Annotated in this window: 23 protein-coding genes; 6 read left to right on the top strand and 17 right to left on the bottom strand. The window is 63.6% G+C overall.

Features of this window, described 5'->3' with window-relative positions; translation table 11 throughout:
* Positions 1-29 precede the first annotated feature (29 nt).
* Positions 30-1,433, bottom strand: a complete 1,404-nt coding sequence (chrA, locus tag ACSQ84_RS20260; protein ID WP_436213469.1) for a chromate efflux transporter — start codon at positions 1,431-1,433, stop codon at positions 30-32.
* Positions 1,433-2,251, bottom strand: a complete 819-nt coding sequence (locus tag ACSQ84_RS20255; RefSeq protein WP_436213468.1) for a chromate resistance protein ChrB domain-containing protein — start codon at positions 2,249-2,251, stop codon at positions 1,433-1,435. Before ACSQ84_RS20255 ends, chrA begins: the two co-directional genes overlap by 1 nt.
* A gap of 242 nt (positions 2,252-2,493) precedes the next feature.
* Between ACSQ84_RS20255 and ACSQ84_RS20250 the strand changes: the two genes are divergently transcribed.
* Positions 2,494-3,720, top strand: a complete 1,227-nt coding sequence (locus ACSQ84_RS20250) for an MFS transporter (RefSeq protein WP_436213467.1) — start codon at positions 2,494-2,496, stop codon at positions 3,718-3,720.
* Between the two features lie 22 nt (positions 3,721-3,742).
* Here ACSQ84_RS20250 and ACSQ84_RS20245 read toward each other — a convergent pair whose 3' ends face one another.
* The 3 genes from ACSQ84_RS20245 to ACSQ84_RS20235 all read right to left on the bottom strand — a co-directional run bounded on the left by ACSQ84_RS20245 (position 3,743) and on the right by ACSQ84_RS20235 (position 6,206).
* Entirely contained in the window at positions 3,743-4,207 is a 465-nt protein-coding gene (locus tag ACSQ84_RS20245; RefSeq protein WP_436213466.1) for a GNAT family N-acetyltransferase, read from the bottom strand.
* A gap of 85 nt (positions 4,208-4,292) precedes the next feature.
* On the bottom strand, positions 4,293-5,024 hold the full coding sequence (locus ACSQ84_RS20240) for a sulfite exporter TauE/SafE family protein (RefSeq protein WP_436213465.1): 732 nt from the start codon (positions 5,022-5,024) through the stop codon (positions 4,293-4,295).
* Between the two features lie 189 nt (positions 5,025-5,213).
* The gene (locus tag ACSQ84_RS20235; RefSeq protein ID WP_436213464.1) at positions 5,214-6,206 is read right to left on the bottom strand and encodes a helix-turn-helix domain-containing protein; all 993 of its coding nucleotides are present in this window, start codon (positions 6,204-6,206) and stop codon (positions 5,214-5,216) included.
* On the opposite strand from ACSQ84_RS20235, the gene ACSQ84_RS20230 reads away from it, so the two are divergent.
* Entirely contained in the window at positions 6,097-7,017 is a 921-nt protein-coding gene (locus ACSQ84_RS20230; protein ID WP_436213463.1) for a DMT family transporter, read from the top strand. The two genes, ACSQ84_RS20235 and ACSQ84_RS20230, sit on opposite strands and share 110 nt — an antisense overlap.
* Before the next feature lie 57 nt (positions 7,018-7,074).
* Positions 7,075-7,569 carry an N-acetyltransferase family protein gene (locus tag ACSQ84_RS20225; protein WP_436213462.1) on the top strand — a complete coding sequence of 165 codons (495 nt, stop codon included), beginning with the start codon at positions 7,075-7,077 and terminating at the stop codon, positions 7,567-7,569.
* Between the two features lie 18 nt (positions 7,570-7,587).
* On the opposite strand, the gene ACSQ84_RS20220 is transcribed toward ACSQ84_RS20225, so the two are convergent.
* The 5 genes from ACSQ84_RS20220 to ACSQ84_RS20200 form a co-directional block, all read right to left on the bottom strand.
* Positions 7,588-8,004 (bottom strand): RidA family protein, encoded by a 417-nt coding sequence (locus tag ACSQ84_RS20220; protein ID WP_436213461.1) that lies wholly within the window; start codon positions 8,002-8,004, stop codon positions 7,588-7,590.
* Positions 8,005-8,014: 10 nt separating this feature from the next.
* Positions 8,015-9,181, bottom strand: coding sequence for an MFS transporter (locus tag ACSQ84_RS20215; protein ID WP_436213460.1), 1,167 nt, complete (start codon positions 9,179-9,181; stop codon positions 8,015-8,017).
* Positions 9,182-9,343: 162 nt separating this feature from the next.
* Positions 9,344-10,513: an MFS transporter gene (locus tag ACSQ84_RS20210; RefSeq protein WP_436213659.1), complete on the bottom strand. Its 1,170-nt coding sequence runs from the start codon at positions 10,511-10,513 to the stop codon at positions 9,344-9,346.
* A gap of 52 nt (positions 10,514-10,565) precedes the next feature.
* The gene (locus tag ACSQ84_RS20205; protein ID WP_436213459.1) at positions 10,566-11,930 is read right to left on the bottom strand and encodes an FAD-dependent oxidoreductase; all 1,365 of its coding nucleotides are present in this window, start codon (positions 11,928-11,930) and stop codon (positions 10,566-10,568) included.
* A 49-nt stretch (positions 11,931-11,979) separates the two neighbouring features.
* Positions 11,980-12,297: an ArsR/SmtB family transcription factor gene (locus tag ACSQ84_RS20200; RefSeq protein ID WP_436213458.1), complete on the bottom strand. Its 318-nt coding sequence runs from the start codon at positions 12,295-12,297 to the stop codon at positions 11,980-11,982.
* Positions 12,298-12,880: 583 nt separating this feature from the next.
* On the opposite strand from ACSQ84_RS20200, the gene ACSQ84_RS20195 reads away from it, so the two are divergent.
* Positions 12,881-13,081, top strand: a complete 201-nt coding sequence (locus ACSQ84_RS20195) for a GDCCVxC domain-containing (seleno)protein (protein WP_436213457.1) — start codon at positions 12,881-12,883, stop codon at positions 13,079-13,081.
* Position 13,082: 1 nt separating this feature from the next.
* Here ACSQ84_RS20195 and ACSQ84_RS20190 read toward each other — a convergent pair whose 3' ends face one another.
* The 5 genes from ACSQ84_RS20190 to ACSQ84_RS20170 form a co-directional block, all read right to left on the bottom strand.
* A complete protein-coding gene (locus ACSQ84_RS20190) occupies positions 13,083-14,309 on the bottom strand; it encodes an MFS transporter (protein ID WP_436213456.1) in 1,227 nt (408 codons plus the stop codon).
* Between the two features lie 30 nt (positions 14,310-14,339).
* Positions 14,340-14,663, bottom strand: coding sequence for an ArsR/SmtB family transcription factor (locus ACSQ84_RS20185; protein ID WP_436213455.1), 324 nt, complete (start codon positions 14,661-14,663; stop codon positions 14,340-14,342).
* Between the two features lie 211 nt (positions 14,664-14,874).
* The gene (arsJ, locus tag ACSQ84_RS20180; RefSeq protein ID WP_436213454.1) at positions 14,875-16,104 is read right to left on the bottom strand and encodes an organoarsenical effux MFS transporter ArsJ; all 1,230 of its coding nucleotides are present in this window, start codon (positions 16,102-16,104) and stop codon (positions 14,875-14,877) included.
* 4 nt (positions 16,105-16,108) lie between these two features.
* Positions 16,109-17,152, bottom strand: coding sequence for an ArsJ-associated glyceraldehyde-3-phosphate dehydrogenase (locus ACSQ84_RS20175; protein ID WP_436213453.1), 1,044 nt, complete (start codon positions 17,150-17,152; stop codon positions 16,109-16,111).
* An 11-nt stretch (positions 17,153-17,163) separates the two neighbouring features.
* Positions 17,164-18,036, bottom strand: coding sequence for a helix-turn-helix domain-containing protein (locus ACSQ84_RS20170; protein WP_436213452.1), 873 nt, complete (start codon positions 18,034-18,036; stop codon positions 17,164-17,166).
* Between the two features lie 245 nt (positions 18,037-18,281).
* Between ACSQ84_RS20170 and arsB the strand changes: the two genes are divergently transcribed.
* Both arsB and ACSQ84_RS20160 read left to right on the top strand, forming a co-directional pair.
* On the top strand, positions 18,282-19,340 hold the full coding sequence (gene arsB / locus ACSQ84_RS20165; protein WP_436213451.1) for an ACR3 family arsenite efflux transporter: 1,059 nt from the start codon (positions 18,282-18,284) through the stop codon (positions 19,338-19,340).
* A 64-nt stretch (positions 19,341-19,404) separates the two neighbouring features.
* Positions 19,405-20,664 (top strand): adenylate/guanylate cyclase domain-containing protein, encoded by a 1,260-nt coding sequence (locus ACSQ84_RS20160; protein WP_436213450.1) that lies wholly within the window; start codon positions 19,405-19,407, stop codon positions 20,662-20,664.
* Positions 20,665-20,751: 87 nt separating this feature from the next.
* On the opposite strand, the gene ACSQ84_RS20155 is transcribed toward ACSQ84_RS20160, so the two are convergent.
* Together ACSQ84_RS20155 and ACSQ84_RS20150 are read right to left on the bottom strand one after the other, a co-directional pair.
* Entirely contained in the window at positions 20,752-22,005 is a 1,254-nt protein-coding gene (locus tag ACSQ84_RS20155) for an MFS transporter (RefSeq protein WP_436213449.1), read from the bottom strand.
* Between the two features lie 329 nt (positions 22,006-22,334).
* A complete protein-coding gene (locus ACSQ84_RS20150; protein WP_436213448.1) occupies positions 22,335-24,398 on the bottom strand; it encodes a peroxidase family protein in 2,064 nt (687 codons plus the stop codon).
* Positions 24,399-24,446: the final 48 nt, after the last annotated feature.

Genomic DNA, 24,446 nt, shown 5'->3' with positions numbered 1-24,446 from the left:
CACGCTCCGCTAACCCACCCTACGATCGATCAAATCAATCCCGCCAGCCGCAACGCCACGCCCGCCACGCAGGATCCCGCCAGCACCCATAGCATGCCGACGTTGAGCCGGAAGATCGCGGTGGCGGCGGCCGCCGCCAGTACGAACGCGGCGATATCGATGCTCGACAGCACGGGCATGTCGAATGACAGCCCGAACGATCGAACCGGATCGGTCTGCCGGAACAGCGTGTGCAGCGCGAACCAGATCGACAGATTGAGGATCACGCCGACCACCGCGGCGGTGATCGCGGTCAGCGCCCCCGCAAGTCCCTTGTTGCCGCGCAGGGTCTCGACGAACGGCGCGCCCAGAAAAATCCAGAGAAAGCAGGGCATGAAGGTAACCCAGGTCGCCAAGAGTCCGCCGAGCGTCGCCGCCATCATCGGCGACAGCGTGCCGGGATCGCGAAAGGCGGCCATGAAGCCGACGAACTGCAGCACCATGATCAGCGGGCCTGGCGTGGTCTCGGCCATGCCGAGACCGTCGAGCATCTCGCGCGGTTGCAGCCAGTGATAATGCTCGACTGCCTGCTGCGCGACATAGGCCAGTACGGCATAGGCGCCGCCGAACGTCACCATCGCCATCTTCGAGAAGAACAGCGCAATCTGGCTGAACACGTTTTCCGGTCCCAGCCCGATCAACAGCGCGGCCACCGGCACCAGCCACAGCAGCAGCCAGATCGAACTGACTTTCAGCGCCTTGCCGATACTCGGACGGACATGCTCGGGCAATTCCTCACCGAGCAGGCTGTCGACAATGGCTGTCTTCTTGCCGCCGCCGCCATGTTCGACCGCCGCGAATTCTGGCCGTCCGCTGCGGGCGCCGAGATAGCCGATCACCCCGGCGGCGATGATGATGATCGGGAAGGGGACGTTGAAAAAGAAGATCGCGACAAAGGCGATGCCGGCCAGCGCGATCATGATCCGGTTGCGCAACGCGCGCTTGCCGACGCGCACCACGGCCTGCACGACGATGGCGAGCACCGCGCATTTTAGCCCGAAGAACAGCGCCTCGACGACGCCGACATTGCCGTAGGCGGCGTAGATGTAGCTCAGCCCCATGATGGCGACGATGCCGGGCAGGATGAACAGCCCGCCGGCCATGATGCCGCCGGCGGTCCGGTGCAGCAGCCAGCCGATATAGGTGGCGAGTTGTTGCGCCTCCGGTCCCGGCAGCAGCATGCAGTAGTTCAGCGCATGCAGAAACCGGCTCTCGGAGATCCAGTTCTTCTCCTCGACCAGGATGCGATGCATCACCGCGATCTGGCCTGCGGGGCCGCCGAAACTCAAAAGCGCCACCCGCAGCCAGACCCGGAATGCCTCGCCGAAGCTGATGCCGTGAGCGTATTCGCTGCTGGCGCCGGCTTCGGCTGATTTGTCGACCGTGGCTTCCATTACGGTTTGGCCTTGTTGGTCGGCCAGTTGTGGGTTTCGCCGGTCGCATCGCGGCACCAGCGATAGAAGGCGTCATACAGCAATATGCCGGCCTCCAATTGTTCGAGATCGTCGTCGAACATCCGCGACAGGCCGAGCGAGGCCGCCAGCAGTCCGGGCGCTTCCGGCGACAGATCCAGCCGTCCGGTATCGGCGGCGCGCACCATCGTCGCCAGCCGCAGCAAGGCTGGCGTCGCCAGACCAAACTCCTCGATCATCACATCGAAAGTACAGAGTTCCCCGCGGTGACTCCAGAATACGTTCTCGATGTCGAAGGGCGCAGCGTTGAAGCGTTCACCGACTGCGGTCACCTCCGGCGGCGGCACGAACAGGAACACCGCGTTCGGATCGACAAACCTGCGGATCAGCCAGGGGCAGGCGATACGGTCGATCTTCGGCCGCGCCCGGGTGACCCAGACAGTGCGGCCCTGCGCATCGCGCGCGGGCAGCTTTTCGGCCGGCACCAGCGGCAGCTTGGCGGCCTTCCAGGCTTCAAAGCCGCCTTCGAGTGTTTCGGCTGACACGTCGAGATGCCGCAGCCAGGCGGCGGTGCCTTGCGCCAGTTTTTGACCGCGCAGGCAGGCCACGATGGCCGGACGGCCGGAGAACTCCTCGCCCCAGCTGGCGGCGTCCTCATGGCGGCGCCTGATGGCGCCGGGAATCAGCCGCGGGTCGGCGGCGAAATCCTCGTCGGTACGGACGTCGATCAGGACAGGCATGTTCGCCGTGCCGATCAAGCGTGCAAGTTTATCAGGAGATATCGTGGTGTAGGATGACATGGTTGCGCCCTCGTTAAGAGAAAACGGGCGCGATACTTGGGCATGTCGCCTCGTGGGGAGATCGCAAAGTCCCCATGGGGCGAATTAACCGCTTGCCGGTCCGGCTGTCAACCTTGCTCCCGCGCGAATTCCGACCTAGCCTGCTTCGCATCGGGGACAATGCAGGCTCCCCGTCAGACGGTCCGCCGTCCAAGCTCTGCGCACCGCTCGACGTGTCGAGTTGCGCATGAAAGCATGGATCGATGGCCAACATCCCCACGGAATCGCAAGCTCTAGCCGCCACCTCGTTGATCCGGCTGCTCTATGTCGCGCGCGGCCTGCGCGGGTTCGGCGACGGCTTTGCGATCATTATCCTGCCGGCCTACATGACGCTGCTGGGTTACGACGCTATAGCGGTCGGCATCGTCGCTACGGCCTCGCTATTGGGAACCGCGCTGCTGACCTTGATCGTCGGCTGGATCGCTCCCCGCCATGATTTGCGTCCGCTACTGATGTTCGGTGCCGGCCTGATGGCGGCAACAGGCGTCGCATTCCCAGGCGTCGAGCACTTCTTCCTGATCGTGCTGGTCGCCTTTATCGGCACCATCAATCCCTCCGGCGGCGATCTCGGCGTGCTGGTGCCGCTCGAGCACGCCGTGCTGGCGCACAGCTCGAGCGACGAACGCCGCACGCAGATATTTGCCCGCTACAGCCTGATTGGCGCGCTCGCCACCGCGGCGGGATCGCTGGCGGCGTCGTTGCCTGATTTTCTCGCCGCCGGCGGCAGCACCCAGCTCGGCGCGTTCCGCCTGATGTTCTATGCCTACGCCGCGCTCGGCATCTTGTGCGCAGCACTTTATCGCCGTGTTCCGCATACCCGCGGCGAGGAGCGGGCGCCGCAGACGCCGCTCGGGCCCTCGCGCGGCACGGTCTACAAGCTCGCCGCGCTGTTCAGCATCGATGCTTTCGCCGGCGGCTTCGTCGCCCAATCGCTGCTGGTGCTCTGGCTGTTCGAGCGCTTCGATCTTTCGCTCTCTGCGGCGGGATTGTTCTTCTTCTGGTCGAGCACGCTGAGCGCCTTCTCCTATCCCGTCGCCGCCTGGCTCGCGAGGCGCATCGGCCTCGTCAACACCATGGTATTCACGCACATTCCCTCCAGCGTGTTCCTCATCCTGGCCGCGTTCTCGCCGAATCTTTATCTGGCCCTGGGATTGTTGTTGCTGCGTTCGGCGCTGTCGCAAATGGATGTGCCGACCCGCACATCGTACGTCATGGCGGTGGTGACGCCGGCGGAGCGGCCCGCCGCCGCCAGCGTCACCGCGGTGCCGCGCAGCCTCGCATCCGCCATCAGCCCGGCGATCTCAGGCGCGCTGCTGATGACGGCATTTTCCGGCCTGCCGCTGGTCGTCTGCGGCGCGTTGAAGATCGGCTACGATATCGCGCTGCTGTTTTCATTTCGCCACATCAAGCCGCCTGAGGAATCGTCCTGACGCGGCCGGAGAGGCGCACGTATCAGTCCTCACGCACCGGCAATTGCCGAATCTGGAATCCGGTCTTGTTCTGTTCAAAGCCGAGGCCAGAATAGAATTTCAGCGTCGCCGGGCTTTTCGATCCCGTCAACAGCATGACTTTGTAACAGTTGTGTTTCCAGGCCGCGGCGATCGCGTGTTTGAGAACGGCGCCGCCATATCCTTGTTTTCGATGGTTTGCGCCGGTGACCACGTTCTCGATCAGCGCATAAGGCAGGCCGCCCCGCGTCAGGTTCGGCACGATGACTAGCGTGCAGGAAGCCACGAGCATGTCCTGCCGGACCCCGACGAAAACGGCACTTCCCGCGTAGCCTGAGAGCTGCCGCCAGATGGATGTCGCATCCGCCAGCGCGAGAGGCGGATCGGACGGGTTCAAATCGCGATACAATTCCAGCAGCGGCGGAAGGTCGGCTTGCTCGACGGCACGAATGAGCAGATCGCCGGACATGGTTCACCCTCGCGAGAGTCTGATAATTGCAAGGCTTTATACGCTGGTGCGAAGTGAAACAACCCGCGCTGCGGTCGCTGCGCCGCTAGATCATCAAGACAAGCCCGGAGATCAGCAGCAGTGCCAGCACGATCTTGCGGAACGTCGCCTCGTCGATCCGTCCGAACAGTCTTAGGCCGAGCCAGGTGCCGGCGAGCAAAGCGGGCAATCCGATCAGGAACAGCTTGATCGTGTCCGGTGTAACCGCACCCTTGGCGCCGATCCACAGCGCGCTCATCAGGAAGCTCGCAACCGCCACCGGCTGAAACACCGTGCGTTGCACATCCTTGGGCCAGCCGCGCAGCCCGCACCAGATCGTGACCAGGATTCCGGCAAGCCCGGTGATGCCGCCGAGCACGCCGTTGAGGAATCCGACGCCTGCATCGGCCGCAGTACCGGCCGATTTCACGGGGGCGATGGCGGGACGGAACCACGCATAGAGGCTGTAGAGCACGAGGAAGGCGCCGATGCCGATGCGCACATGGGAGGGGTTGGCCCAGGTCAGGATGCTGACGCCGACGGGCACGCCGAACGCTGCGCCCAGCACGAACGGCGCGAGCTTGCGCCAGTCCAGCGCACGTCGCAGCTTCCAGACCGAATAGCCCTGCACGATCAGCCCGAATGCGATGATGAGCGAAGCCGTTTGCAGCGGAGTCAGGATGTAGAGCCAGATCGAGGAAACGACCAACCCAAACGCAAAACCGGAGAGGCCTGCGACCAGCGCGCCGGCAAAGGTCGCGAGTAGAAACAGCGAAAGTTCGAGGCTGAGTCCGTCCATGTGCTCGCTCCAATCAAAAGCGAGCAGCGCTTGAATGGGATCGCCATTTCATGGGGAGGCTGCGACGTCCCCGCGCGCAGGCTATGCCCGTCAGGGCTGCGGACGCAAGCAGTAAGACCATGCCGTTCGCATTGATTTCCGCTGCTGATGCATGCCGCCATCAGGTAGAAGGCCTCGCGGATGGCGGCGTTATCCCACGACGGATCGCGCGCTGGCCGTATTTTCGGTCCACCCGCGCAGCACGCGGGCCGTCGTGTCGTCCATGGGGAAGAAGCTTTCGATTCGAAGTTCCTGCAACGTGATGTCCTGGGGGATTCCCAGCGTCGCGATGGTCGTGAACAGGCGCAGATCAATCGCGCCTTTGCGAAAATGCATGGGTAGTACCGGCATGGTCGCGAGTTCGGCCGGCGGCGCGTTGAGCGCAGCCTGCACGCCTTCATAGGCGAGCAATCGTTTCAGAAGGGTGGCGGTCTCCGTTGATCCGTCAGCGGCAGCATCCGCTTCCACGCTCCGGATGAAATAGCCGATCACCTCGACCCAGTTGACAAGGTGCGGCCGCAGCACGTCCGGGGCAACCAGTGCATCGGCCAGATTGATCGGGGTGTCCGGCGCCAATGGCCCGACCAGGAATTCGACCAGACGCACAGCGCCGGAATTGCTCTGCAGCAGATTCCAGTGCCGATCCACCGCCACGGCCGGAAACGGCTCCTGCTGGGCCAGCATGAAATCGAGCGCGGTGCGGATTTGGCCGAGCTCGGGCGCGGCGAGGTTGGTCTGCCGCCACACCGGTGCGAAGCCGGCCGCGATCAGCAGTGAATTGTGCTGGCGCAGCGGAACGTCGAGGGCGATGGCAAGCCGTATCACCATGTCCCGGCTTGGCGATGCGCGGCCGAGTTCCAGGAAACTCAAATGTCGTTGCGAGATGTTGGTCCGTCCGGCGAGTTCGAGTTGTGACAAGCCGCGCTTTCCCCGCCACCAGCGGAGGCTTGCTGCGAAATCGTGTTGAAGCGCCATGAGTACCTGCCAGGTAGTTGCCGAAAGCCTGCCGACCGGCAACATGCCACAAGCAAGCTTGACAGGACATGTTAACAAGACATGGGAGACGGCATTGGGCGGCGAATGGGTTGGGGTCGCGATCGCATTGGTATCGAGTTGCCTCGGGGGGACCGCGGCGGCGATCACGCGCTATCTCGCCGGGAATACCGATCCGGTCACGATGGCGATCCTGCGCTGGGGGATCGGCTTTTGTTGCGTGTTGCCGGTCGCGCTGTTGCTGAAGGCACGCTGGCCGCAGCGCCGGGACTGGCCTGCCGTCGCCGCATTGGGCTTCTGCTTCTTCGGCGTGTTCTTTGTGCTCTACAACATCGCAATGTCCTATACGACAGCGGCGCGCGCCAGCCTCGCGCTGGCAACGCTGCCGCTGCACACCATGGTGGTCGGCGCCTTGCTCGGCATCGAGCCGTTGACGAAACGAAAGTCGATCGGCGTCGGCGTGGCCGTGCTCGGCGTCTTTGCCGCCCTGGCATCGGGACTTTCGAGCGCACCGCCGGGTGCGTGGCGTGGCGAGCTGATCATGACGGCGGCCGTCCTCTGCATGGCGTTCTACAACGTGTGGTCCCGTCCGTTCATCCAGCGATCGAGCGCGCTCGGCTTCCTCACCGTCGGCATGGGCACGGGTGCGGCGGCGCTGATCCTCGTTGGTTCGCTGACTGGAAGCATTGCCGTCTTGAGCCATTTCGGCATGTCGCAATGGATCGCGGGCCTCTATCTCGGCATCGCCGGCGGCGCGCTCGCGTTCATCCTGTGGGTGCTGGCGCTGGAGCGGGCGTCGCCGACCCGCGTGGCCAACACCATGACCGTCAATCCGCTGGCGGCAGGCCTGCTGGCCACTCAGTTGGTGGGCGAGCCGATCACGGCCAATCTCGTGCTCGGGCTGGTCGCGGTGTTCGCCGGGATCTGGATCGCGACGTCGGCGGCGAAGGGGTTACCCTGATTTGCTCGGCCGTGTATCGTCCGGTGTCGCTGGCTGGAGCTGGTTGGGAGCCGCGTTATGACGATCGAGGTCCGTCCAATTCGCGAGGAGGATATTGAGAGCTTTCACGCCGCCGTCGGCGTGGTGGCTCGCGAACGCACGTATCTTGCGCTTCTCGAGGCGCCGCCGATCGAACGCGCGCGGAGCTTCGTCCTGCGCAACATCGAGAAGGGATACCCACAGTTCGTCGCCATCGCCGATCGGGAGGTTGTCGGCTGGTGCAATATCCCGCCGGCTTCACGCGAGGTGATGGCGCATGTCGGCGATCTCTTTATGGGACTGCTGCCGCAGTGGCGCGGACAGGGGCTGGGTGAGCGCCTGCTGCGGGAATCCCTCGCGGCAGCTGATGCGTTTGGATATCTGCGCATCGAGCTCGGCGTGTTCGCGGGCAACACGCGCGCCGCAGCGCTGTACCGCAAGGCGGGCTTTATCGAAGAGGGCGTCAAGCGTCGCGCGATCCTGATCGACGGCGTCTTTCACGACGAGGTCATCATGGCGCGGCTCAGGGATTGAGCCGCCCCGGCATAACGCTCACGCCGCGGCGATCGCCTCGATCTCGATCAGGAAATCCGGCCCATACAGTTTCGAAACCTCGACCAGCGTCACCGCGGGCGCGGCCGGCGGGGTGACGGACGCAAAGAAACGGTTCCGTGCCTCGCGGTAGCGGCCGAGATTGTCCATGTCGGTGAGGAACACGGTGAGCTTGATCAGGTTGGCGGCGGTGCATCCGGCCGCCCGCAGCGCGATGGTGAGATTCGCAAATACCTGATCCGCTTGCGTCATGAAATCGTTCTTGCCGACTACGTTGCCGTCGCGGTCGAGCGCGGTCTGGCCGGCAATGAAGATGACGCGGCCGGGGCTGATCTCGACGATCTGCGAATAGCCGGGCGGGGTACCGAGTTCGGGCGGATTGATGCGGCGGATCGATGGTGTTGAGTCATCGGCCATTGGGGAGTCCTCACGTTGGCGTCGTCGTGGCGGGATGGCCGCGCACCAGGAACAGCGCCAGCAGCGCCGAGAGGCTGAGCGCGGAGGAGACGATGAGAACGCGGCTGCCCATGATGTCGATCAAGAGGCTGAACAGCAATGGCGCGGCGGCCTGTGCCATCCGCGCCGGCGCGCCGATGATGCCGAGGCGATAGCCGTAATTCTGGGGGCCGAAGATCGCCAGCGGCAGCGTGCCGCGCGCGATGGTGAGGATGCCGTTGCCGGCGCCGTAGAAGATCGCGAACACACCGGCCGCGCCGCCGCCGGCCAGGCCGAGGATCGCCGCGCCAATCGGATTCGTGACACATGCGAGCTTGGTCGAGACCAACGGATGAAAGCGGCTGAGGAATCCGGCCTCGAAAACACGCGCCGCCACCTGCGCCGGGCCGAGCAGGGCGCCGGCGAACACGGCCTGCGCAGTGGTCGCCCCCGCGGCCTCCATGATGCGCGGCAGGTGCGCGGCCATCGCACCGGTGACGGTCCAGGCGGCGGCGAACACGAAGGCCAGCAGGAGCATGGTGCGGTCGAGCGGGATGTGCGGTTTGACGGCGTTCGCCACCGCCGCCTTCGCGCCCTTGACCGCCGGCAGCATCAGCAGATTGATCGGCAGGCCGATCAGGATATGCGCGGCCGCCCAGGCAAAGCAGGTGTTGCGCCAGCCAATGGTCTCCAGCCCGAGAGCCGAAAGCGGCCATCCGACCGTCGATGCAAACCCCGCCAGCAGGGTGATGCCGGTGATCGAGCGCCGCGCCTCGGTGCCGTAGATGCGCCCGAGGGCCGCGAATGCCGCATCGTACAGTCCGCCGGTCATGCCGATGCCAAGCAGCAGCCAGGCGAGAACCATCACTGGAATGGAATAGCTGAACCCCAGCAGCGTCAGTCCCGCCGCGAATACCACATTCGACATCGACAGCACGGGCCGGCCGCCGACCAGATCGATCTGCCGGCCGATGCGCGGACCGAGCAAGGCTGAGAGCACCAGCGCGGCGGAGAAGGCGGCAAAGATCCAGTTCGGGGACACGCCGAGATCGCGCGCGATCGGATCGGCCAGGATCGCCGGCAGGTAGTAGCTCGAGGCCCAGGCCAGCGTCTGTGTGGTGCCGAGCGCAATGATGATGGGAAGCGTGCGCGCGCTCATGGCCTATCTGCCATTTGATTTCGTGCCGGTGTCATCCGTTCTCGAATCTTTTTCATTGCGCTTGCTTGTCGTTCTCGTTGCCGTCATAGCGGCCTTGTCGGAATCAAGTTGTCTATGATAATAGACAACTCTAAAGCGCCATGGAGTTGGTGGCAACAGCGCTCACGCCTGCACCGTCGTCCGTCGCGACCAATAGAGCGCCACGGGGCCGAGCAGAATACCGGCCGCCAGCACGGCAAACGCCGCCGTCCACGCCGAGGCGCTCGTGGGTCCGCCGGCCGCATCCAGCGCGACGCCGAGCGCCCAGGCACCCAAGGCCGAGAGGCTGAAGCCGACGGTCGAATGCACGGCCATCGTCGCCCCGCGGAATTTTGGGTCCGCCGCCATCGTCATCCCCGAGGTCAGCGCGCCGGAATCGGCGGGGACGGTGATCGCGTAAGCCAGGACCAGCGGCAACAACAGCCACGGCGATTTGTCGGCGAACGCACCGATCAGCAGCGCCACGAAAGCCGAACTCAGCATCACTGCGGTGATGGCGCGATGGCGGCCGAACCGGATCGCGCATTCATTGCCGAGGATGCTGGCGGGCATTGCCAGCACGGAGAACAGCACGCTGACGACGACGGGCGTCAGGATCGAGCCGTCTGAATTTTTCAGGGTCACGAAGGTCCAGAACGCGACCAGCCAGGTTCGGATGCCGTAAAGCTCAAAGCAGTGCGCGCCGTAGCCGAGCACGAACCCCATGGCGTTGGTGTTGCGAAACACCGGCGCGAAATCCAGCAGGCGGCCCTGCGCTGGTTTTGGCGTCACCGGCCGCAGCAGGAAGCACACCGAAAGCATGATCAGTGGGCCCAGCGCCGTCACCAGGAAGCCGGCGCGCCAGCCACAGGCTTCCGCGACGAGTTGCGAGACCAGAAACGACAGCCCGACGCCGAACGAAAAGCTCGAGGTGTACAGCGTGACCGCGCGCGATGAATCGCCGGGCGCGAGCCGGTCGGTCAGCGCCTTCAGTCCCGGCATATAGGCGCCGGCAAAACCGATGCCCGCGATGGCGTTGAACAACGCCCCGGACCAGAGACCGGTGGCAAACAGACCAAACAGCACTGTACCGATTGCACTGACCGCCGAGCCCGCGATCAGAATCTTGCGCGCGTCGATCCGGTCGGTCAGCGTCGCCAGCAGCGGCACGGTCAGCATGTAGCCGGCGGCGCCCGAGCTTGCGAGCAGTCCGGCTTGTGCGCCGCTCAGCTGCCATTCCGGAATCAGGAACGCCGCCAGAATGGAAGGCACCACGACATGGGGGAGCAGGCTGCCGAGCTGCCCCACGCACATCGCGACGATGACGGATCGGCCACTTAGGGAAATGCGTTTCACCCCGGTTGGTTCAGGACGCGCAGCCGCATCCGGTTTTGCCTTGTTGCTTGGCATTTGCATCCGCCACGCAGCAGGCGTCAACATCCGATGGTGCCGGTCCGCCGCAGCACTGGCTTGCGCCGGGCGCGTCCGAGCGGCTGCAAACGCCGGTTTCGGGCAGCACCAGTTCGACACGCCGTGCGGCGTCGTGATCGCCGGCGATCTCGGCGGCAATCGAGCGGACCTGTTCGTAACCCGTCAGCATCAGGAAAGTCGGCGCACGGCCGTAGGACTTCATGCCGGCGAAATAGAAGCCGGGCTCGGCCTGCGCCAGCTCGCGCGCGCCGTGCGGCCGCACGGTGCCGCAGCTATGCTCGTTCGGATCGATCAGCGGCGCCAGCGCCACCGGGCATTCGATCGCCGGATCCAGCTGGATGCGAAGCTCGCGCACGAAATTCAGATCCGGCCGGAAGCCGGTGGCAACAATCAGTTCATCGACAACGATCTGACGGCAGCAACTGCCCGCGCCGGTCGCAACGACGAGGCGGGAGCCGTCACGGCTGAGATGCGAAACACGAAATTGGCTCTCGACCTTGATGCGGCCTGCCGCGACCAGCGCGGCAAAGGCGGCGCCAAGCTCGCCGCGTGCGGCCAGCTTGTCGTTCGCGCCGCCGCCAAAGGCCCTGGCGGGATCATTGCCCCGCAACAGCCAGACCGGACGCGTTTCCGGCACCTCGGCGGCGAGCCGCGCGAGATCGGTCAGTGTGCCGATTGCCGAATGACCGGCGCCCAGCACGGCGACCGTCTTGCCGGCGTAGCGCGCGCGATCCTTTCCCAACATATCGGGCATGCCGTGCGCAATTTTTTCGGCCGCCTGCGTCTCGCCGATGGCGGGCAGGCCGTTGGCGCCCGCCGGATTGGGCGAATGCCAGGTGCCCGACGTGTCGATCACGGTGTCAGCCTTCACGACCTTCGGACCCTGGCCGTTCTGATACCTGATCTCGAACGGCGCGGACTCGCGTCCTTTGGTCTTGAGCTTGTCGAAGCCAGCGCGGCTGATGTCGGTAACCCTGCTGGACGTCTGGATATGGTCGGCGAGGGTGGTTTTGGTCGCGAGCGGTTCAAGGTAGCGCTCGATCAGTTCGGCGCCGGTCGGATATTGCTGCGGCTCCGGCGAATTCCATCCCGTTTCGGCCAACAGGCGCTCCGCCGCGCGGTCGATGTTGTATTCCCAGGGCGAGAACAGCTGGACATGGCCCCATTGGCGCACGGAATGCGCGATACCGTCGCCCGCTTCCAATACAATCGGCCGGAGACCGCGCTCCAGCACATGGGCGGCGGCAGCAAGCCCGACCGGGCCGGCGCCGATGATCGCAACCGATTTTGTCTCGTTCATGCTATTCTCCGATTGTACTAGAACTATCGAAATTAAGATCGGCGCATTGTCACGCCGCTGACTTCGTATCCTTGTCGTCGGCGTTTCCGCTGCAGCATTCCGCCACCAGAAACTCCACCAGTCCGCGCATCACGTCGTAATTGGCATGGCACACCAGCGTGGTGGCGTCGCGCACCTGATTGATCAGGCCGACCACCATCAGCGTCTTGATATGATGGGAGAGGGTGGACGGCGCGATCTTCAGTTTGTCCTGCAGCCGGCCGACCGCCATTCCGGCGTCGCCGGCCCGAACCAGCGCGCGATAGATCTTGAGCCGGGTCGGATTGCCCAGTGCTTCCAAATGTGCGGCGGCGTCGTCGAGTTTCATGATGATATCATGACAGCGGAATCGATCGTCGTCAACTGTATTTCTAGAATCATGGAAATAGATGCGAGTTCTGTATAGAGCCGCTCCGCACGACGCCGTCGTCCCCCCGCGAACGCGGGGGATCCAGTACGCCGCGGCCCACCCCCCGTCATTGCGAGCGCAGCGAAGCAATCCATCGCGCCGCAAGCGCCAGCACCGCGACGTCGGGACCACACGCCTTTGCCGTACGCTCTCGTGCCGCTCGTTATCGGCCCTACTAGCGTCCACCGCGACCCGTCCCAACGATCGTGACGATCATGATACGCCCCTCTGGCGGGACGGGATGGGCGAAGATATAAACTGTTTTTTATTTCTGTAAAAGCGAAATATTTTATTTCAGGGCTTGACACGATTTCCGAGAACCAGAACTGATTTACCCGTCGGGCATCAATTCGCGGATTGTCGCCGGTAAGGTCTGCACCGCTTTATCCGGTTAGATATTCGGAAGTCCCAAATCAACGTGATTTGGCCATGACCGGGCGATAAGCTATCCTTGCAGCCACGTCGAGACCGTGCGGCGGTAGTTGGTGGGAGCAAATCTCTGATGCAGTTGGAATCAACGCTTACTTGCCCGAAATGCAGCCATCAATCCGTCGAGGCCATGCCCACCAACGCCTGTCAGTTCTTTTACGACTGCAAGGGGTGCGCCGACCGCCTTAAACCTCTCCCGGGCGACTGTTGCGTGTTTTGCTCCTATGGTTCGGTTCCTTGTCCGCCGGTACAAGAGAACAGGCAATGCTGCTAGCTCACGGCTTCACTGCCTCCGAGCGAATTAGTAGGCGAGGCGTGGCCGCGCTACCAAGCGCCAGAGCAATTGCGGTGTAAGCCAGAAAGACCATGTAACCGGTTTCGGGAGACCACAATGCGAACAATAATGGGCCGGCCGCCGCGCCGCTGATTCCGAACACCGAAGTCGTGCCGCGTAGAGCGCCCAAGTGCCGCGTGCCGAAATGCTCCGCTAATCCGGCGCCCTGTACGACGTGCAAGATGCCAAGGCCGGCACCAAGTGCAGCGGCGTAGATCGAACCTGCAATGAATGCGGGCGCGGCCATCACGCTGGCCACCGCCAGTGCCAACAGCATCAAGCCAAACACGCCAACGCGGCGGGTGCCGTATTTGTCGACCAGTACGCCCCCGCCCAGGACGCAGACAGCCTGTGTCACCGTTACGACGCCAAGAAGCCCGATCGCCGCAGCGCGCCCCAGACCAGCCGATTGCAGCGCCCGGACGTGATCGAGCAGAAGCGCTGTCCCTATCGCATTGGCCAGAACGGAGATTGAAAGCAGGTACCAGAACATCTGCGTGCGAGCTGCCTCACCAAGCGTCAGGTCTTCGCGATTGTGTGTCGCGCTGGCGGGGAGTGCCTTGCCGAAGTCGGGCGTCAGGCCGTAGGTCTGCGGCCGGTTGCGGAAACACAGCAGGCCGACCGGCAGCATGATTGCGACCACCGTCACGCCGAGCATCAGATAGGCGACCCGCCAGCCATATGCGGCGGTGACCTGTTCGGCGGTGCCGGGAATCACGAGGCCTCCGAGGGCCAGCCCTAACATGGCAATCGCCGTTGCCCGACCGCGCAGCCGGTCGAACCAGAGATTCACGAGATTCAGGCTCACCAGATAAAGCCCGCCGATGGCACTGCCGCGCAGCAGCGTGAATCCGAACGCGAGGCTCCAGGGACCGTGCGCCCAGGCTACCGCCGCGCAGGCGAAGCCCAATGCCGGCGCGATGAATGCAATGGCGCGCCGTGGACCATAGCGATCCACCAGTCGTCCGATCAGCGGAGCGGGGAGAATGCCGAGCAGGGTGCCTGCGCTGTAGAGCATCACCACCTGTTCGCGGGGAATACCGAGATCGACCGCAATGTGGTCGACGAAAGCGGAAACGCCGACGGTCTGTCCGGGTGTGGTCATGAAGACGCCGATCGCGCCGGCGGCGAGTACGATCCAACCCAGCGACTGTCCGCTCTTGTTCATGGCATCTCGGCCTCAACAGCCTTTACGACGCTAGCCGGCCCGGCGCGTCAGCGAGACGGGCTCCTCGTCAAACCCCTTGCAACATTCCTCGAGCAGAAATTCGATCACGGTCGTGAGTTGACGGTGTTTCACGCGGCAAATTACTTCGCGGCCGATTTTCTCCTGCGATAGCAGGCCGACGTTGATGAGCCCCCGTAGATGAAAGGCCAGTGTTGAAGCCGGCACACCAAGACGCGTTTGAATGTCGCCGACATTCAGGCCGCTTGGTCCGGCACGGACGAGCAGTCGGTAAATGTCGAGGCGTGTGAGGTTGCCCAGTTCAGCCAAGCATCGTGCGGCGAGTTTGCGGTTCATAGTCATCAATAGCCCGATGAAGAAACTATAATACTAGTTTTATAGTTTCTTTATCGGCAGCGGGCAAGCGCCGCGCTTGGCCGATTAACAACTCGCGCTCGCGGCATTGACCCAGCCGACCCGGCTCGATGTGTTTGGATTTGTTGGTGAGGAACCGGAAGGGCTTGCGGCCGGTGACCAGCGGTCCGCTGATCTAGACGTCACGCTGTCTTCAAACCGGCGCTTGTTCGGCTCTCGAGGCGACGGCGTCATGGGGAAGCAAAAGCGTAATGAGGCAACAGAGCAACAGCATGACGGCCGAGCCGACCAGGCAGCCTGTAATGCCGCCGACCTGATAGAGCAGGCCTGAAAGCGCAATGCCGAGCAAACGGCCCGCCGCATTGGCTGCATAATAGAAGCCGACGTCCTCAGCGGCTTTCTCGGAGCCGGCGTAGGCCAGAATGAGATATGAATGCAGCGAGGAATTGATGGCGAAGGGCAGGCCGAAAAGGGCCAAGCCGGCGACCAGAATGATATCCGGGCGCGCGACATCGGTTGAATACATCAGGAACGCGAGCGCAATCGGCACCGCCGCGAGGATCGCAGCCCAAAATCTGGCAGACGGGACTTCGCGGCTCAGGCCGTCCTCGCTGCGCGTCACCAGCGCCGGCGCAATGGCCTGTATCGCGCCATACGCGATCGTCCAGGCCGCCAGAAAGGCACCTACCTGCAGGAATTTCCATCCATAAGCGTACAGAAAGACGGGTAGACCGACGACGAACCAGACATCGCGTGCGCCAAACATGAAGATACGGGCGGCGGCAAGCAGATTCACGCCGCGCGACTTGCCGAACAGTTCGCGGATCGTCTTCGAGGATTTCGCCTTGCCCAACTGGCGTGGCAGCAGAAGCAGTCCTGCGACAAAAATCACGCCGAGCAGTGCGGCCATCAGCCAAAGGGAATGCGTGAAGCCGACGAGGTCCAGCAACAGGCCACCCAGGAAGAAACCGATGCCCTTCATGGCGTTCTTCGAACCCGTGAACCAGGCGACCCAGCGGAACAGTTGACCGCTGCCCTCCGCCGAGGTCGCCTTGATCGCCGACTTTGAGGCCGTCTTCGTCAGGTCCTTGGCTACGCCAGCGATGCCTTGCGCGATGACCACCCAGGCGACCGAAACGGCCGCTCCCCATCCCGGATCAAGCGCCGACAACATCAGCAAGCCGGCGATCTGAAACGCTTGTCCGATCGCGAGCATCCTGGGGATGCCGAAGCGCGACACGAAATATCCACCCGCCAGGTTGGCGGCAATTCCGGCGGCTTCATACAGCAGGAACAGGAATGCCAACGCGAAGGGCGTGTATCCCAGCCGGAAAAAATGAAACAGCACCAGCATCCGCAGCGCGCCATCGACCAGGGTGAAGCCCCAGTACGATGCTGTCACGATGAGGTAGTTTCGAACCATGGCGCTAGACGCCTGCGCGTTGAACAATGTTGGCGAGGTCGACCATCCGGCAAGCGTAGCCTACCTCATTGTCGTACCAGGCATAGACCTTCAGCAGCGTTCCGTCGGTGACCATCGTGCTCAAGGCATCCACGATCGAACTGCGCGGATCGTTGTTATAGTCGGCCGAGACCAGCGGCCGGGTCTCAAAGCCGAGGATACCGGCCAACACGGTTTCCGATGCGGATTTGAAGAGTTCGTTGACCTCCTGCGCGGTGGTCGGGCGCTGCAGCTCGAATACGCAATCGGTCAGGCTGGCGTTCAGAACAGGGACGCGTACGGCGTGGCCGTTCAGCTTGCCCTTGAGTTCCGGATAGATCAGCGAGATTGCGGTTGCGCTGCCGGTGGTCGTCGGCTGCATCGACAGCATGGCCGATCGTGCGCGGCGCAGATCCTTGTGGGGCGCGTCGACCACGACGTTGGTGTTGGTCGGATCGTGGATGGTGGTGATCTGCCCATGCCGTATGCCGATGGATTCGTGGATGACCTTGACGACGGGCGCGAGGCAGTTCGTCGTGCACGAAGCCGCCGTCAGCAGCCGGTGGCTGGCCGGGTCGTAGAGGTGGTCATTGACGCCGACCACGATGTTGAGTGCCGCCTCGTCCTTGACCGGCGCAGCAACGATCACCCGTTTGACGCCGCGGTCGAAATAAGCCTGAAGCTGATCCGGCTTGAGGAATTTCCCCGTGCACTCCAACACGACATCGCAACCGAGATCGCCCCAGGCAATGTCAGCGGGCGATGCGTGCTCGGTAAAACCGATCCGGCTTTTTCCGATTGCAATCAATTTATCGGCCTCGACGCCGATGGATTCGTGCCAGCGTCCGTGGATGCTGTCGAACTCGATGAGATGCGCTGTGGCCGCAATGCCGCCTTTCAGCTCGTTGACATGTACGACCTCCAGCCGGTTGCCGGCGCGGGGATCGCTCTCGGGGCGCCGTGTGCCGCCGAGTGCCGAACGTAGCGCGAGCCTGCCGATGCGACCCATGCCATTGATGCCAACCTTCATGGAAATTCCTCTTAAGGTGATACGCGCGTGGTGTCGCCGATCTCGTCGAGGCGAGCCTTGACCGCCATGCGGTCGAGGGAATCGAACGGCAGGCTGGTGAAGATCTCGATGCGCCGCCGGATCATCGCGTAAAGTTCATTCAGGAGTGTGGTCCGCTCGGCCGCCGACCCCGTGAATTGCATGGGGTCGGGCAGAGGCCATGCGCCGGTGACGAATTGGCCGCCGAGATCCGGACAAAATTGACCATTGGGGGCGTCGCACAGCGCGATGATGAAATCCATCCGCGGCGCGTCCGGCCCTTTGAACTCGTCCCACGACTTGGAACGCAAACGCGATACATCGTGTCCGAGGGCTTGCAGTCGTTCGATGACTTCCGGAACCGGTTCGCGGGCCGGCTCAGCCCCGGCGGAATAGGCCCGGAAGCGGCCGCGGCCGATCTTCTCGAGCAAGGCTTCGGCGATGATCGAGCGGGCGGAGTTTTGGGTGCACAAGAAAAGCACATTGAACGCCGGCGTCATGAACTTCTCCGTTGGTTCGATTGCGATGGCTTCGAATGGCAGATCGAAAGCGGTTCCGCAGAGTTCGGGGCGGCCGTTGCAGCAGTCCCGAGAAAGAAAATCGAGCAAGCTTCGAAAGCCTGTCACATCAGCCCGATAGTTCATCGCGCGGCCGTCCCTTTCTGCGGAGATCAAGCCAGCCCGGCTCAAGATGCCGAGATGCGTCGACATCGTATTGTGCGGCACCTCGCAAAGCCGGGCGATCTCGCCGGCGGGCAGGCTTTGCGGATGGACGGCGAGCAGGTGACGGACCGCGGCGAGGCGGGTCGGCTGCGCAAGCGATCCAAACCCCTCAATGGCACTCGATTCCCGGCTGCTTTCGTTCATTTTTGACTTTCAAAGAGTCCGGGTCGCCACTAATATGTCCGCAAGTATCGACATAATGTGCGACGCAAAGATGACATTTTCACTAGAATCGATCAATTCTGATCGATATTCGGCCAATTATTAGTTCTATAAGTCGAGAAATCAAGACATATGTATTGCCTATGGCTTCAAATCGAGTGGCGGCCGGCCGATAAACAATCCGACGTAACGAGAGTGTCGCCCATGCGTGCCAGGATGAATCCACCATGAGCCTGTTCGAACGTTATCTCTCGCTGTGGGTCGCGCTGTGCATCGTCGCGGGTGTCGCGCTCGGTCATCTGCTTCCCGGGTTGTTCGCAACCATCGCCAGCGCCGAGATCGCCCGGGTCAACCTGCCGGTGGCCGGGCTGGTCTGGCTGATGATCATCCCGATGCTGCTGAAAATCGATTTCGGTGCGCTTGGCCAGGTGCGCGAGCACTGGCGCGGCGTCGGCGTCACGCTGTTCATCAACTGGGCGGTCAAGCCGTTCTCGATGGCGCTGCTGGGCTCGCTGTTTATCGGACATTTGTTCGCGCCGTGGCTGCCGCCCGAACAGATCCCGTCCTATATCGCGGGACTCATTCTGCTGGCCGCGGCGCCTTGCACCGCCATGGTGTTCGTGTGGTCCAACCTGTGCGAGGGCGAGCCTCACTATACGCTCAGTCAGGTCGCGCTTAACGACGTCATCATGGTGTTTGCGTTCGCGCCGCTGGTCGGCTTGCTGCTCGGCGTTGCTTCGATCGCGGTGCCCTGGGCAACCCTGCTGATTTCGGTGGTGCTCTATATCGTGGTGCCGGTGATCGTCGCGCAGCTGTGGCGCCGCTGGCTGTTGAGCACAGGAGCCGCGGCGTTGCAGCGAACCCTGCATGTCCTGCAGCCAGTATCGCTGGTCGCACTGCTGACGACGCTGGTCATGCTGTTCGGCTTTCAGGGCGAACAGATCATCGCGCAGCCGCTGGTCATTGTACTGCTGGCCGTGCCGATACTGATCCAGGTCTATTTCAACGCCGGACTAGCCTATTGGCTGAGCCGGCGCCTTGGCGTGGCCTGGTGCGTCGCCGGGCCGGCGGCATTGATTGGCGCCAGCAACTTTTTCGAACTCGCCGTCGCCGCCGCCATCAGCCTGTTCGGCCTCAACTCGGGCGCGGCTTTGGCCACCGTGGTCGGCGTGCTGGTCGAGGTGCCCGTGATGCTCTCGGTGGTCCATCTGGTGAAGATTTCGCGCGGCTGGTACGAGGCGGACGCCGGCGTCACGGCGGTGGTCGAGAACGAAACTCGTTCGTGAGCGCAAAATCGTAGGTCGCGGCGGCAGGCTTTCGTCCGTCACGATTGCGCGGCATAATGGCGGCATGGAACTGACGCCCCGCCTGCGCCTGATGAACTGGATCGCCCACCAGAGCCTGACAGGCCTGCCCGAAAACGATCTGCTGCGTGGTTTTTGCGAGCACTGCCGCGCGCATGGCCTGGAGCTGTCGCGCGCGATGGTCATCATCGATACGCTGCACCCGGTGTTCGAGGGCCGCGGATTTCGCTGGAGCGATTCCCAGACCAACGAGAGCGACAGGTTTGAATATGGTTCGAGCAGCGAGGGCGCCGTCGCGGAAAACTGGCGGCGCTCGACATTCTACCATTTGCTTCAAACCGGCGGTGACGAATTGCTGATCGATCTGTCCAATTCCGCCGGGATGGATTTTACCATGATCGAGGACCTGACCGCCAAGGGTCACAAGCATTTCCTCAGCTTCGTGCACCGCTTTGGCGAGGCCGGCACCATGGGCCAGATGGATTGCTTCTACTCGACATGGGTGACGCGGCGCGACGAAGGTTTTGGCGAGCAGGGGCTCGCCGCCTTGCGCGAGCTGGTGCCGGTGCTCGGCCTTGCGGTCAAATCCGCCGCGCAGGCTGAAGTCGCGCGGACGCTGGGGCGGGTTTATCTCGGCCGCGACGCCTCCGAGCAGGTGCTGCGCGGGCGCATCGCGCGCGGCGTCACCGAACGCATCAACGCGGTGCTGTGGTTTTCGGATTTGCGCGGCTCGACCGCGATCAGCGAGAGCATCGAGCCCGGCCAGATCATCCCGTTCCTGAACGATTATGCGCAGGCTTCGATCGATGCCATCCACGACGCCGGCGGCGAGGTGCTGAAACTGATCGGAGACGGCGTGCTTGGTATGTTTACCCACGACAACATGGCCGTTGCAAAACGCGCCGCACTGCGCGCCGAGCACCGTTTCCGGCGCAACATGGCTGATGTCAACGCCCGCCGCACCGCGGACGGGGTTGCGGTAACGACGGCGCATGTCGGTCTGCATGTCGGCGAAGTCTTCTACGGCAATATCGGCAGCGAGGACCGGCTTGACTTCACCGTGGTAGGGCCCGCGGTCAACGAAGTCAGCCGCATCGCCTCGATGTGCCGTTCGGTCGACCGCGAGTTGCTGACGTCGGAGGCATTCCGCACCGGGCTCGACGCGGCGGGGCGGAACTACCTTGTTTCCACCGGCCGCTATGCATTGCGTGGCATCGGCCGTGCGCAGGATCTCTATACGCTCGATCCCGATATTGCGTCGGATGAAGTGGTGGCCGGAAAGTACGAGCGCTATCTGGCGAGCTGAGGCGCGTCCCAATCCATACACTTGGCGCTTCGCTCCCTTGCGCAAACGCTTTGCGTTTGTCGCAGGCAATGACGAAAGGGCGATCGCTCAGCACGCCCGCAGCACAGGTCCGTCGCCCACCATGTCGGGCTGCCGCGTCAGCGAGACCGCCGGCGACAGCAGGATCACCATCGCCTGCGCGGCGAAGATCGCGGCCGCCAGATAGAGGCAGGCTTCGGCGCTGTAGAGCCCGCCGACGACCGCGCCGAGCGCCGAGCCGAGCGGGCGCGCGCCATAGCTCATGATGTTGATGGCGGAGACGCGTCCGAGCAGCGCGGGCGGCGTCACTGATTGGCGCAAGGTGGTTGTCGAGATCACCCACAGGATCGGACCGACGCCGAGCAGGAAGAAGCTTAAGGCGGCCAGCAAGGGCGTTGGAACGATCGTGGTGAGCGCCATCACGGCGGCGGCAACAAAACCGGTCACGGGTCCGAGCCCGATCACGGTGCCGAAGGCGAGGCGCTTCATCACCCGCGTCGCCAGCAGCGCGCCGACCACCATGCCGACGCCGTACATCGCCAGCGTAGTCCCGACGCCGGTGGCGGAGAGGCCGAGGCGTCGCACCGCATAGGGCACGAACACCGCGAGCAGCAGGAACGACGCCGTGTTGAAGATGAACTGGGTGATGAACACCGGTCGCAGCAACGGGTGATGCAGCACGAAGGCCGCGCCTTCCCTGATATCCTGCATCGGATGGCGGCGCGGCGCGGGCGCGCGGGCGGGCTCATAGATGCCGGACAGCAGCACCACCGCGATGACCGACAGCGCCGCGGCAAAGCCGAAGGCGGGCGCCGCGCCGACCCATCCGACCAGCACGCCGCCAAGCGCGGGGCCGCTGGCGAAGGCGACGGTGCGCGCCAGCTCAATGCGCGCGTTGGCCGCGGGCAGTTGCTGCGGGTCCACCAGCGACGGCACCAGTGCGGGCGCCGCGACGCTATAGGCGACCGTGCCGCACACCGCGATGAAGCCGAGCAGAGCCAGCAGGGGCAGGGTCATCCAGCCGAGCCAGATCAGCAGCAGGATTGCGCCAAGCGCCGCCGCGCGCAACGCTTCGGCGCCCGCCATCAGCCGGCGCCGCGAGATGCGGTCGGCGAGCAGGCCGGCCGGTATCGCAAACAGGATGAAGGGCAGCGTCAATGCGGTCTGCAACAGGCCGGTCTGGCCTTCGCCGACGCCGAGCAGCAGCACCGCGACGATGGGAGCGGCGGCCAAGGCGATCTGCTCGGCCGATTGTGCGGCAAGGTTGGACCAGGCGAGGCGGTTGAAGGTCGGCGGCAGATGCGACGTCTCGGCGGCGGACATGGCGTGATTCCTCGGCATGGTTCCCATTCGACGGCTCTCATTGTCGGGCTACTAAACGGCTGAACCCACCCGTTTCCCGACAAGGCGTGCGGCAAAGAAAAAGCCCCCACACGCGGGAACGTGTGGAGGCATTTTCACTTCCGTCATGGCCGGGCACAGCCGTCTGAAGGACGGCGTCGCTTCCGCTCGCCTATCCCCGGCCATCCACGTCTTTCTTTCCTAGCTGAGGCGAAGACGTGGATGCCCGGCAGCGCAGACAAGTTTACGCGGTCTGCGCAAGGCAGACCGCTATGGCCGGGCATGACGACGAGGGGAACGACTAACTCACATCAAACGTCGAACAGAAAATCGTGCCTGGTGAGTTCGTACGGCCGCACGCCGGTCAGTTCGATCCAGTCGTCGCCGGCCTGCACGATCGTGTTGCCATGGTCGCCCCAGATTTTCAGGTCGCGAAAGTCCAGGCGGCCGGCATGTTCGAACACCAGCATGTCGACGCCGGGATCGAAGTCGGTGATTTTGGCCTTGGTGGCGCCGAAGTCGAAGACGAAACGATCCGCGCCGGCATCGCCCGTCATCGTCTGCTTGCCGGTTCCGGCGAACAGATAATCGCCCTGCGGACCGCCGATCAAGGTGTCGGTGCCATCGGAGCCGATGACGATCTGGCGGGCTTGCGGATCTTCGGATTCCACGCCGCCGGCAAGGCCGGTGTGGCGCACATAGGTGACGAAGACGTCGTCCTGGATGTGCTGGGTGTCGGTATTGCGCAGGATGATGTCGGCCAGCGTGGTGCCTTTGATTTCGGACAGCGTCCTGGCGTCAAAGCCCTGATTCTCGAACCAGAGCCGGTCACCATCGCGCAGCGCCTCGAACTGCATCGTCAGGATGGCCTGGAAGGTCTCGCCGACCAGCGCGCCGGCGACGTGGTTTTCGGACAGGCCGCCGGTCCACAGCCCGACATTGTTTACGTTGCCGTAGGCCGCCTGCAGTCCGGCCAGCGTTTCCGGGTCGCTCGTGATCTGGCTGAAATCCGTGTAGGGGTCGAGGCCGAGGGCTTCTCGGGTCTGGTTGAGCGTGCCGAGGCCAAGGTCACGCGCGCGCTGGATATTGATCGCGGCGAGATCCAGCGACACCGGCGGGTCGACCAGAAAATTACGCAGATCGTCGACGATGCGCGCATCGAGCGCCTGCGACGGATCGGCGGCCAGATGGCGCAATTGTCCGTCGGCGCCGCCATTGTCGATGAAGTTTGCCGCCGGCTGGAAGAACACGTCCTTGAGGTCCTCCTCGGAACCGGCGATGACTTCGCCGTTCTCGGCCAGGCCTTCGGTTTCGCCGGACACGATCGAATGCCCGAAGCGGAACGCCGCCGCGACGAACTCCAGCGACAAATGCGGATCGACATTGGGATCGTAGCCGTCATAGGGCGTAAGCGCGTCCTTGCCGACGAGGTTCGACAGGAACTCCGAATAGGTGATGTTGGCGATTTCGGCCGACACGATGGCGCGGGCGTAATTGTAAAGCTGGTCGCCGCTCCAGTTCGGATGTTCGTCGTGCAACCTGTCGACCTGATAATTATGCTCGCGCACGAACAGCGTCTGCAGCGCGGTCAGCGCCGGATTTTCCCCGGCGCGGACGTCGCCGGCCACGACCATGCCGTTGATGATCGGCAGGTTGTCATCCGCTGATGTCTTCATGTGGCCGTCGGCGGTGCGCAGGCTGGCGGCGATTGCCGCGTTCGAGCCATAGACCACCGAGCCGTCGAGCCAGGCGCTATTGGAATTGACCGCCATCGCCGGATTGGATGTGCCCGCGCCGGTCGCGGGATCGATCACGGCGCGGGTGATCGGGATGATGGTGCCGGCAGGGAATACCGGATCGCCCGCGGGAACCACGACGCTGATGTCGTTGACGCCGTCGGTACGGGTCAGCGTCAGGTCGTGATCGATGAATTGGCCCCAGGCGTACATGAAAGCGGAAACACCTTCCGGGTTCGCCACGTCAGGATCGCCGGCGCCGACCACGAGATTGCTGATGGTGCGCGGATTGTTGCCGCCGAGCGGGACCGAAATGCCGTCGGCGAAATGCGCCGTGCCGATGCGCGAGAACTCGGTGCCGGCGGCGTTGAGGGTGGAATCGGAAGGGTTGTTCTGCGAGCCGTCGAAGCTGCGGTACTCGATTTTTACTGGCTGCGGACCCGGCGGGCACGACGGGCCGCCATGCGGGCCGTGATGGCCACCGTGCGAGTGATGGGAGCCGTGCGGGTTGTGGGAATTGTGCGAGCCATGTGAGCCGTGGGGCTGGGGCGGCAAGAAAAAATGCTGGGAGAAATTGTCGAACTGGAAATCGTCCTGGTCTGCGTCCTTGTTTCCCCAAGTCCGATTGAACTGACGCATTCCGATCCTCCCAACTTGCAATTGAGAATTATTCGCAACTACTGCCAC

Origin of the sequence: Bradyrhizobium sp. LjRoot220, assembly GCF_964252915.1 — a bacterium.
GTDB lineage: Bacteria > Pseudomonadota > Alphaproteobacteria > Rhizobiales > Xanthobacteraceae > Bradyrhizobium.
The sequence above is the reverse complement of the archived record's forward strand: the minus strand, read 5'-3'. Positions and strand labels throughout refer to the sequence as shown.

What these genes read in the sequence shown, in the direction of transcription:
- chrA (WP_436213469.1), bottom strand. Translation starts at nt 1,433, where the DNA reads ATGGAAGCCACGGTCGACAAATCAGCCGAAGCCGGCGCCAGCAGCGAA.
- ACSQ84_RS20255 (WP_436213468.1), bottom strand. Translation starts at nt 2,251, where the DNA reads ATGTCATCCTACACCACGATATCTCCTGATAAACTTGCACGCTTGATC.
- ACSQ84_RS20250 (WP_436213467.1), top strand. Translation starts at nt 2,494, where the DNA reads ATGGCCAACATCCCCACGGAATCGCAAGCTCTAGCCGCCACCTCGTTG.
- ACSQ84_RS20245 (WP_436213466.1), bottom strand. Translation starts at nt 4,207, where the DNA reads ATGTCCGGCGATCTGCTCATTCGTGCCGTCGAGCAAGCCGACCTTCCG.
- ACSQ84_RS20240 (WP_436213465.1), bottom strand. Translation starts at nt 5,024, where the DNA reads ATGGACGGACTCAGCCTCGAACTTTCGCTGTTTCTACTCGCGACCTTT.
- ACSQ84_RS20225 (WP_436213462.1), top strand. Translation starts at nt 7,075, where the DNA reads ATGACGATCGAGGTCCGTCCAATTCGCGAGGAGGATATTGAGAGCTTT.
- ACSQ84_RS20220 (WP_436213461.1), bottom strand. Translation starts at nt 8,004, where the DNA reads ATGGCCGATGACTCAACACCATCGATCCGCCGCATCAATCCGCCCGAA.
- ACSQ84_RS20215 (WP_436213460.1), bottom strand. Translation starts at nt 9,181, where the DNA reads ATGAGCGCGCGCACGCTTCCCATCATCATTGCGCTCGGCACCACACAG.
- ACSQ84_RS20210 (WP_436213659.1), bottom strand. Translation starts at nt 10,513, where the DNA reads ATGTGCGTGGGGCAGCTCGGCAGCCTGCTCCCCCATGTCGTGGTGCCT.
- ACSQ84_RS20205 (WP_436213459.1), bottom strand. Translation starts at nt 11,930, where the DNA reads ATGAACGAGACAAAATCGGTTGCGATCATCGGCGCCGGCCCGGTCGGG.
- ACSQ84_RS20200 (WP_436213458.1), bottom strand. Translation starts at nt 12,297, where the DNA reads ATGAAACTCGACGACGCCGCCGCACATTTGGAAGCACTGGGCAATCCG.
- ACSQ84_RS20195 (WP_436213457.1), top strand. Translation starts at nt 12,881, where the DNA reads ATGCAGTTGGAATCAACGCTTACTTGCCCGAAATGCAGCCATCAATCC.
- ACSQ84_RS20190 (WP_436213456.1), bottom strand. Translation starts at nt 14,309, where the DNA reads ATGAACAAGAGCGGACAGTCGCTGGGTTGGATCGTACTCGCCGCCGGC.
- ACSQ84_RS20185 (WP_436213455.1), bottom strand. Translation starts at nt 14,663, where the DNA reads ATGAACCGCAAACTCGCCGCACGATGCTTGGCTGAACTGGGCAACCTC.
- arsJ (WP_436213454.1), bottom strand. Translation starts at nt 16,104, where the DNA reads ATGGTTCGAAACTACCTCATCGTGACAGCATCGTACTGGGGCTTCACC.
- ACSQ84_RS20175 (WP_436213453.1), bottom strand. Translation starts at nt 17,152, where the DNA reads ATGAAGGTTGGCATCAATGGCATGGGTCGCATCGGCAGGCTCGCGCTA.
- ACSQ84_RS20170 (WP_436213452.1), bottom strand. Translation starts at nt 18,036, where the DNA reads ATGAACGAAAGCAGCCGGGAATCGAGTGCCATTGAGGGGTTTGGATCG.
- arsB (WP_436213451.1), top strand. Translation starts at nt 18,282, where the DNA reads ATGAGCCTGTTCGAACGTTATCTCTCGCTGTGGGTCGCGCTGTGCATC.
- ACSQ84_RS20160 (WP_436213450.1), top strand. Translation starts at nt 19,405, where the DNA reads ATGGAACTGACGCCCCGCCTGCGCCTGATGAACTGGATCGCCCACCAG.
- ACSQ84_RS20155 (WP_436213449.1), bottom strand. Translation starts at nt 22,005, where the DNA reads ATGTCCGCCGCCGAGACGTCGCATCTGCCGCCGACCTTCAACCGCCTC.
- ACSQ84_RS20150 (WP_436213448.1), bottom strand. Translation starts at nt 24,398, where the DNA reads ATGCGTCAGTTCAATCGGACTTGGGGAAACAAGGACGCAGACCAGGAC.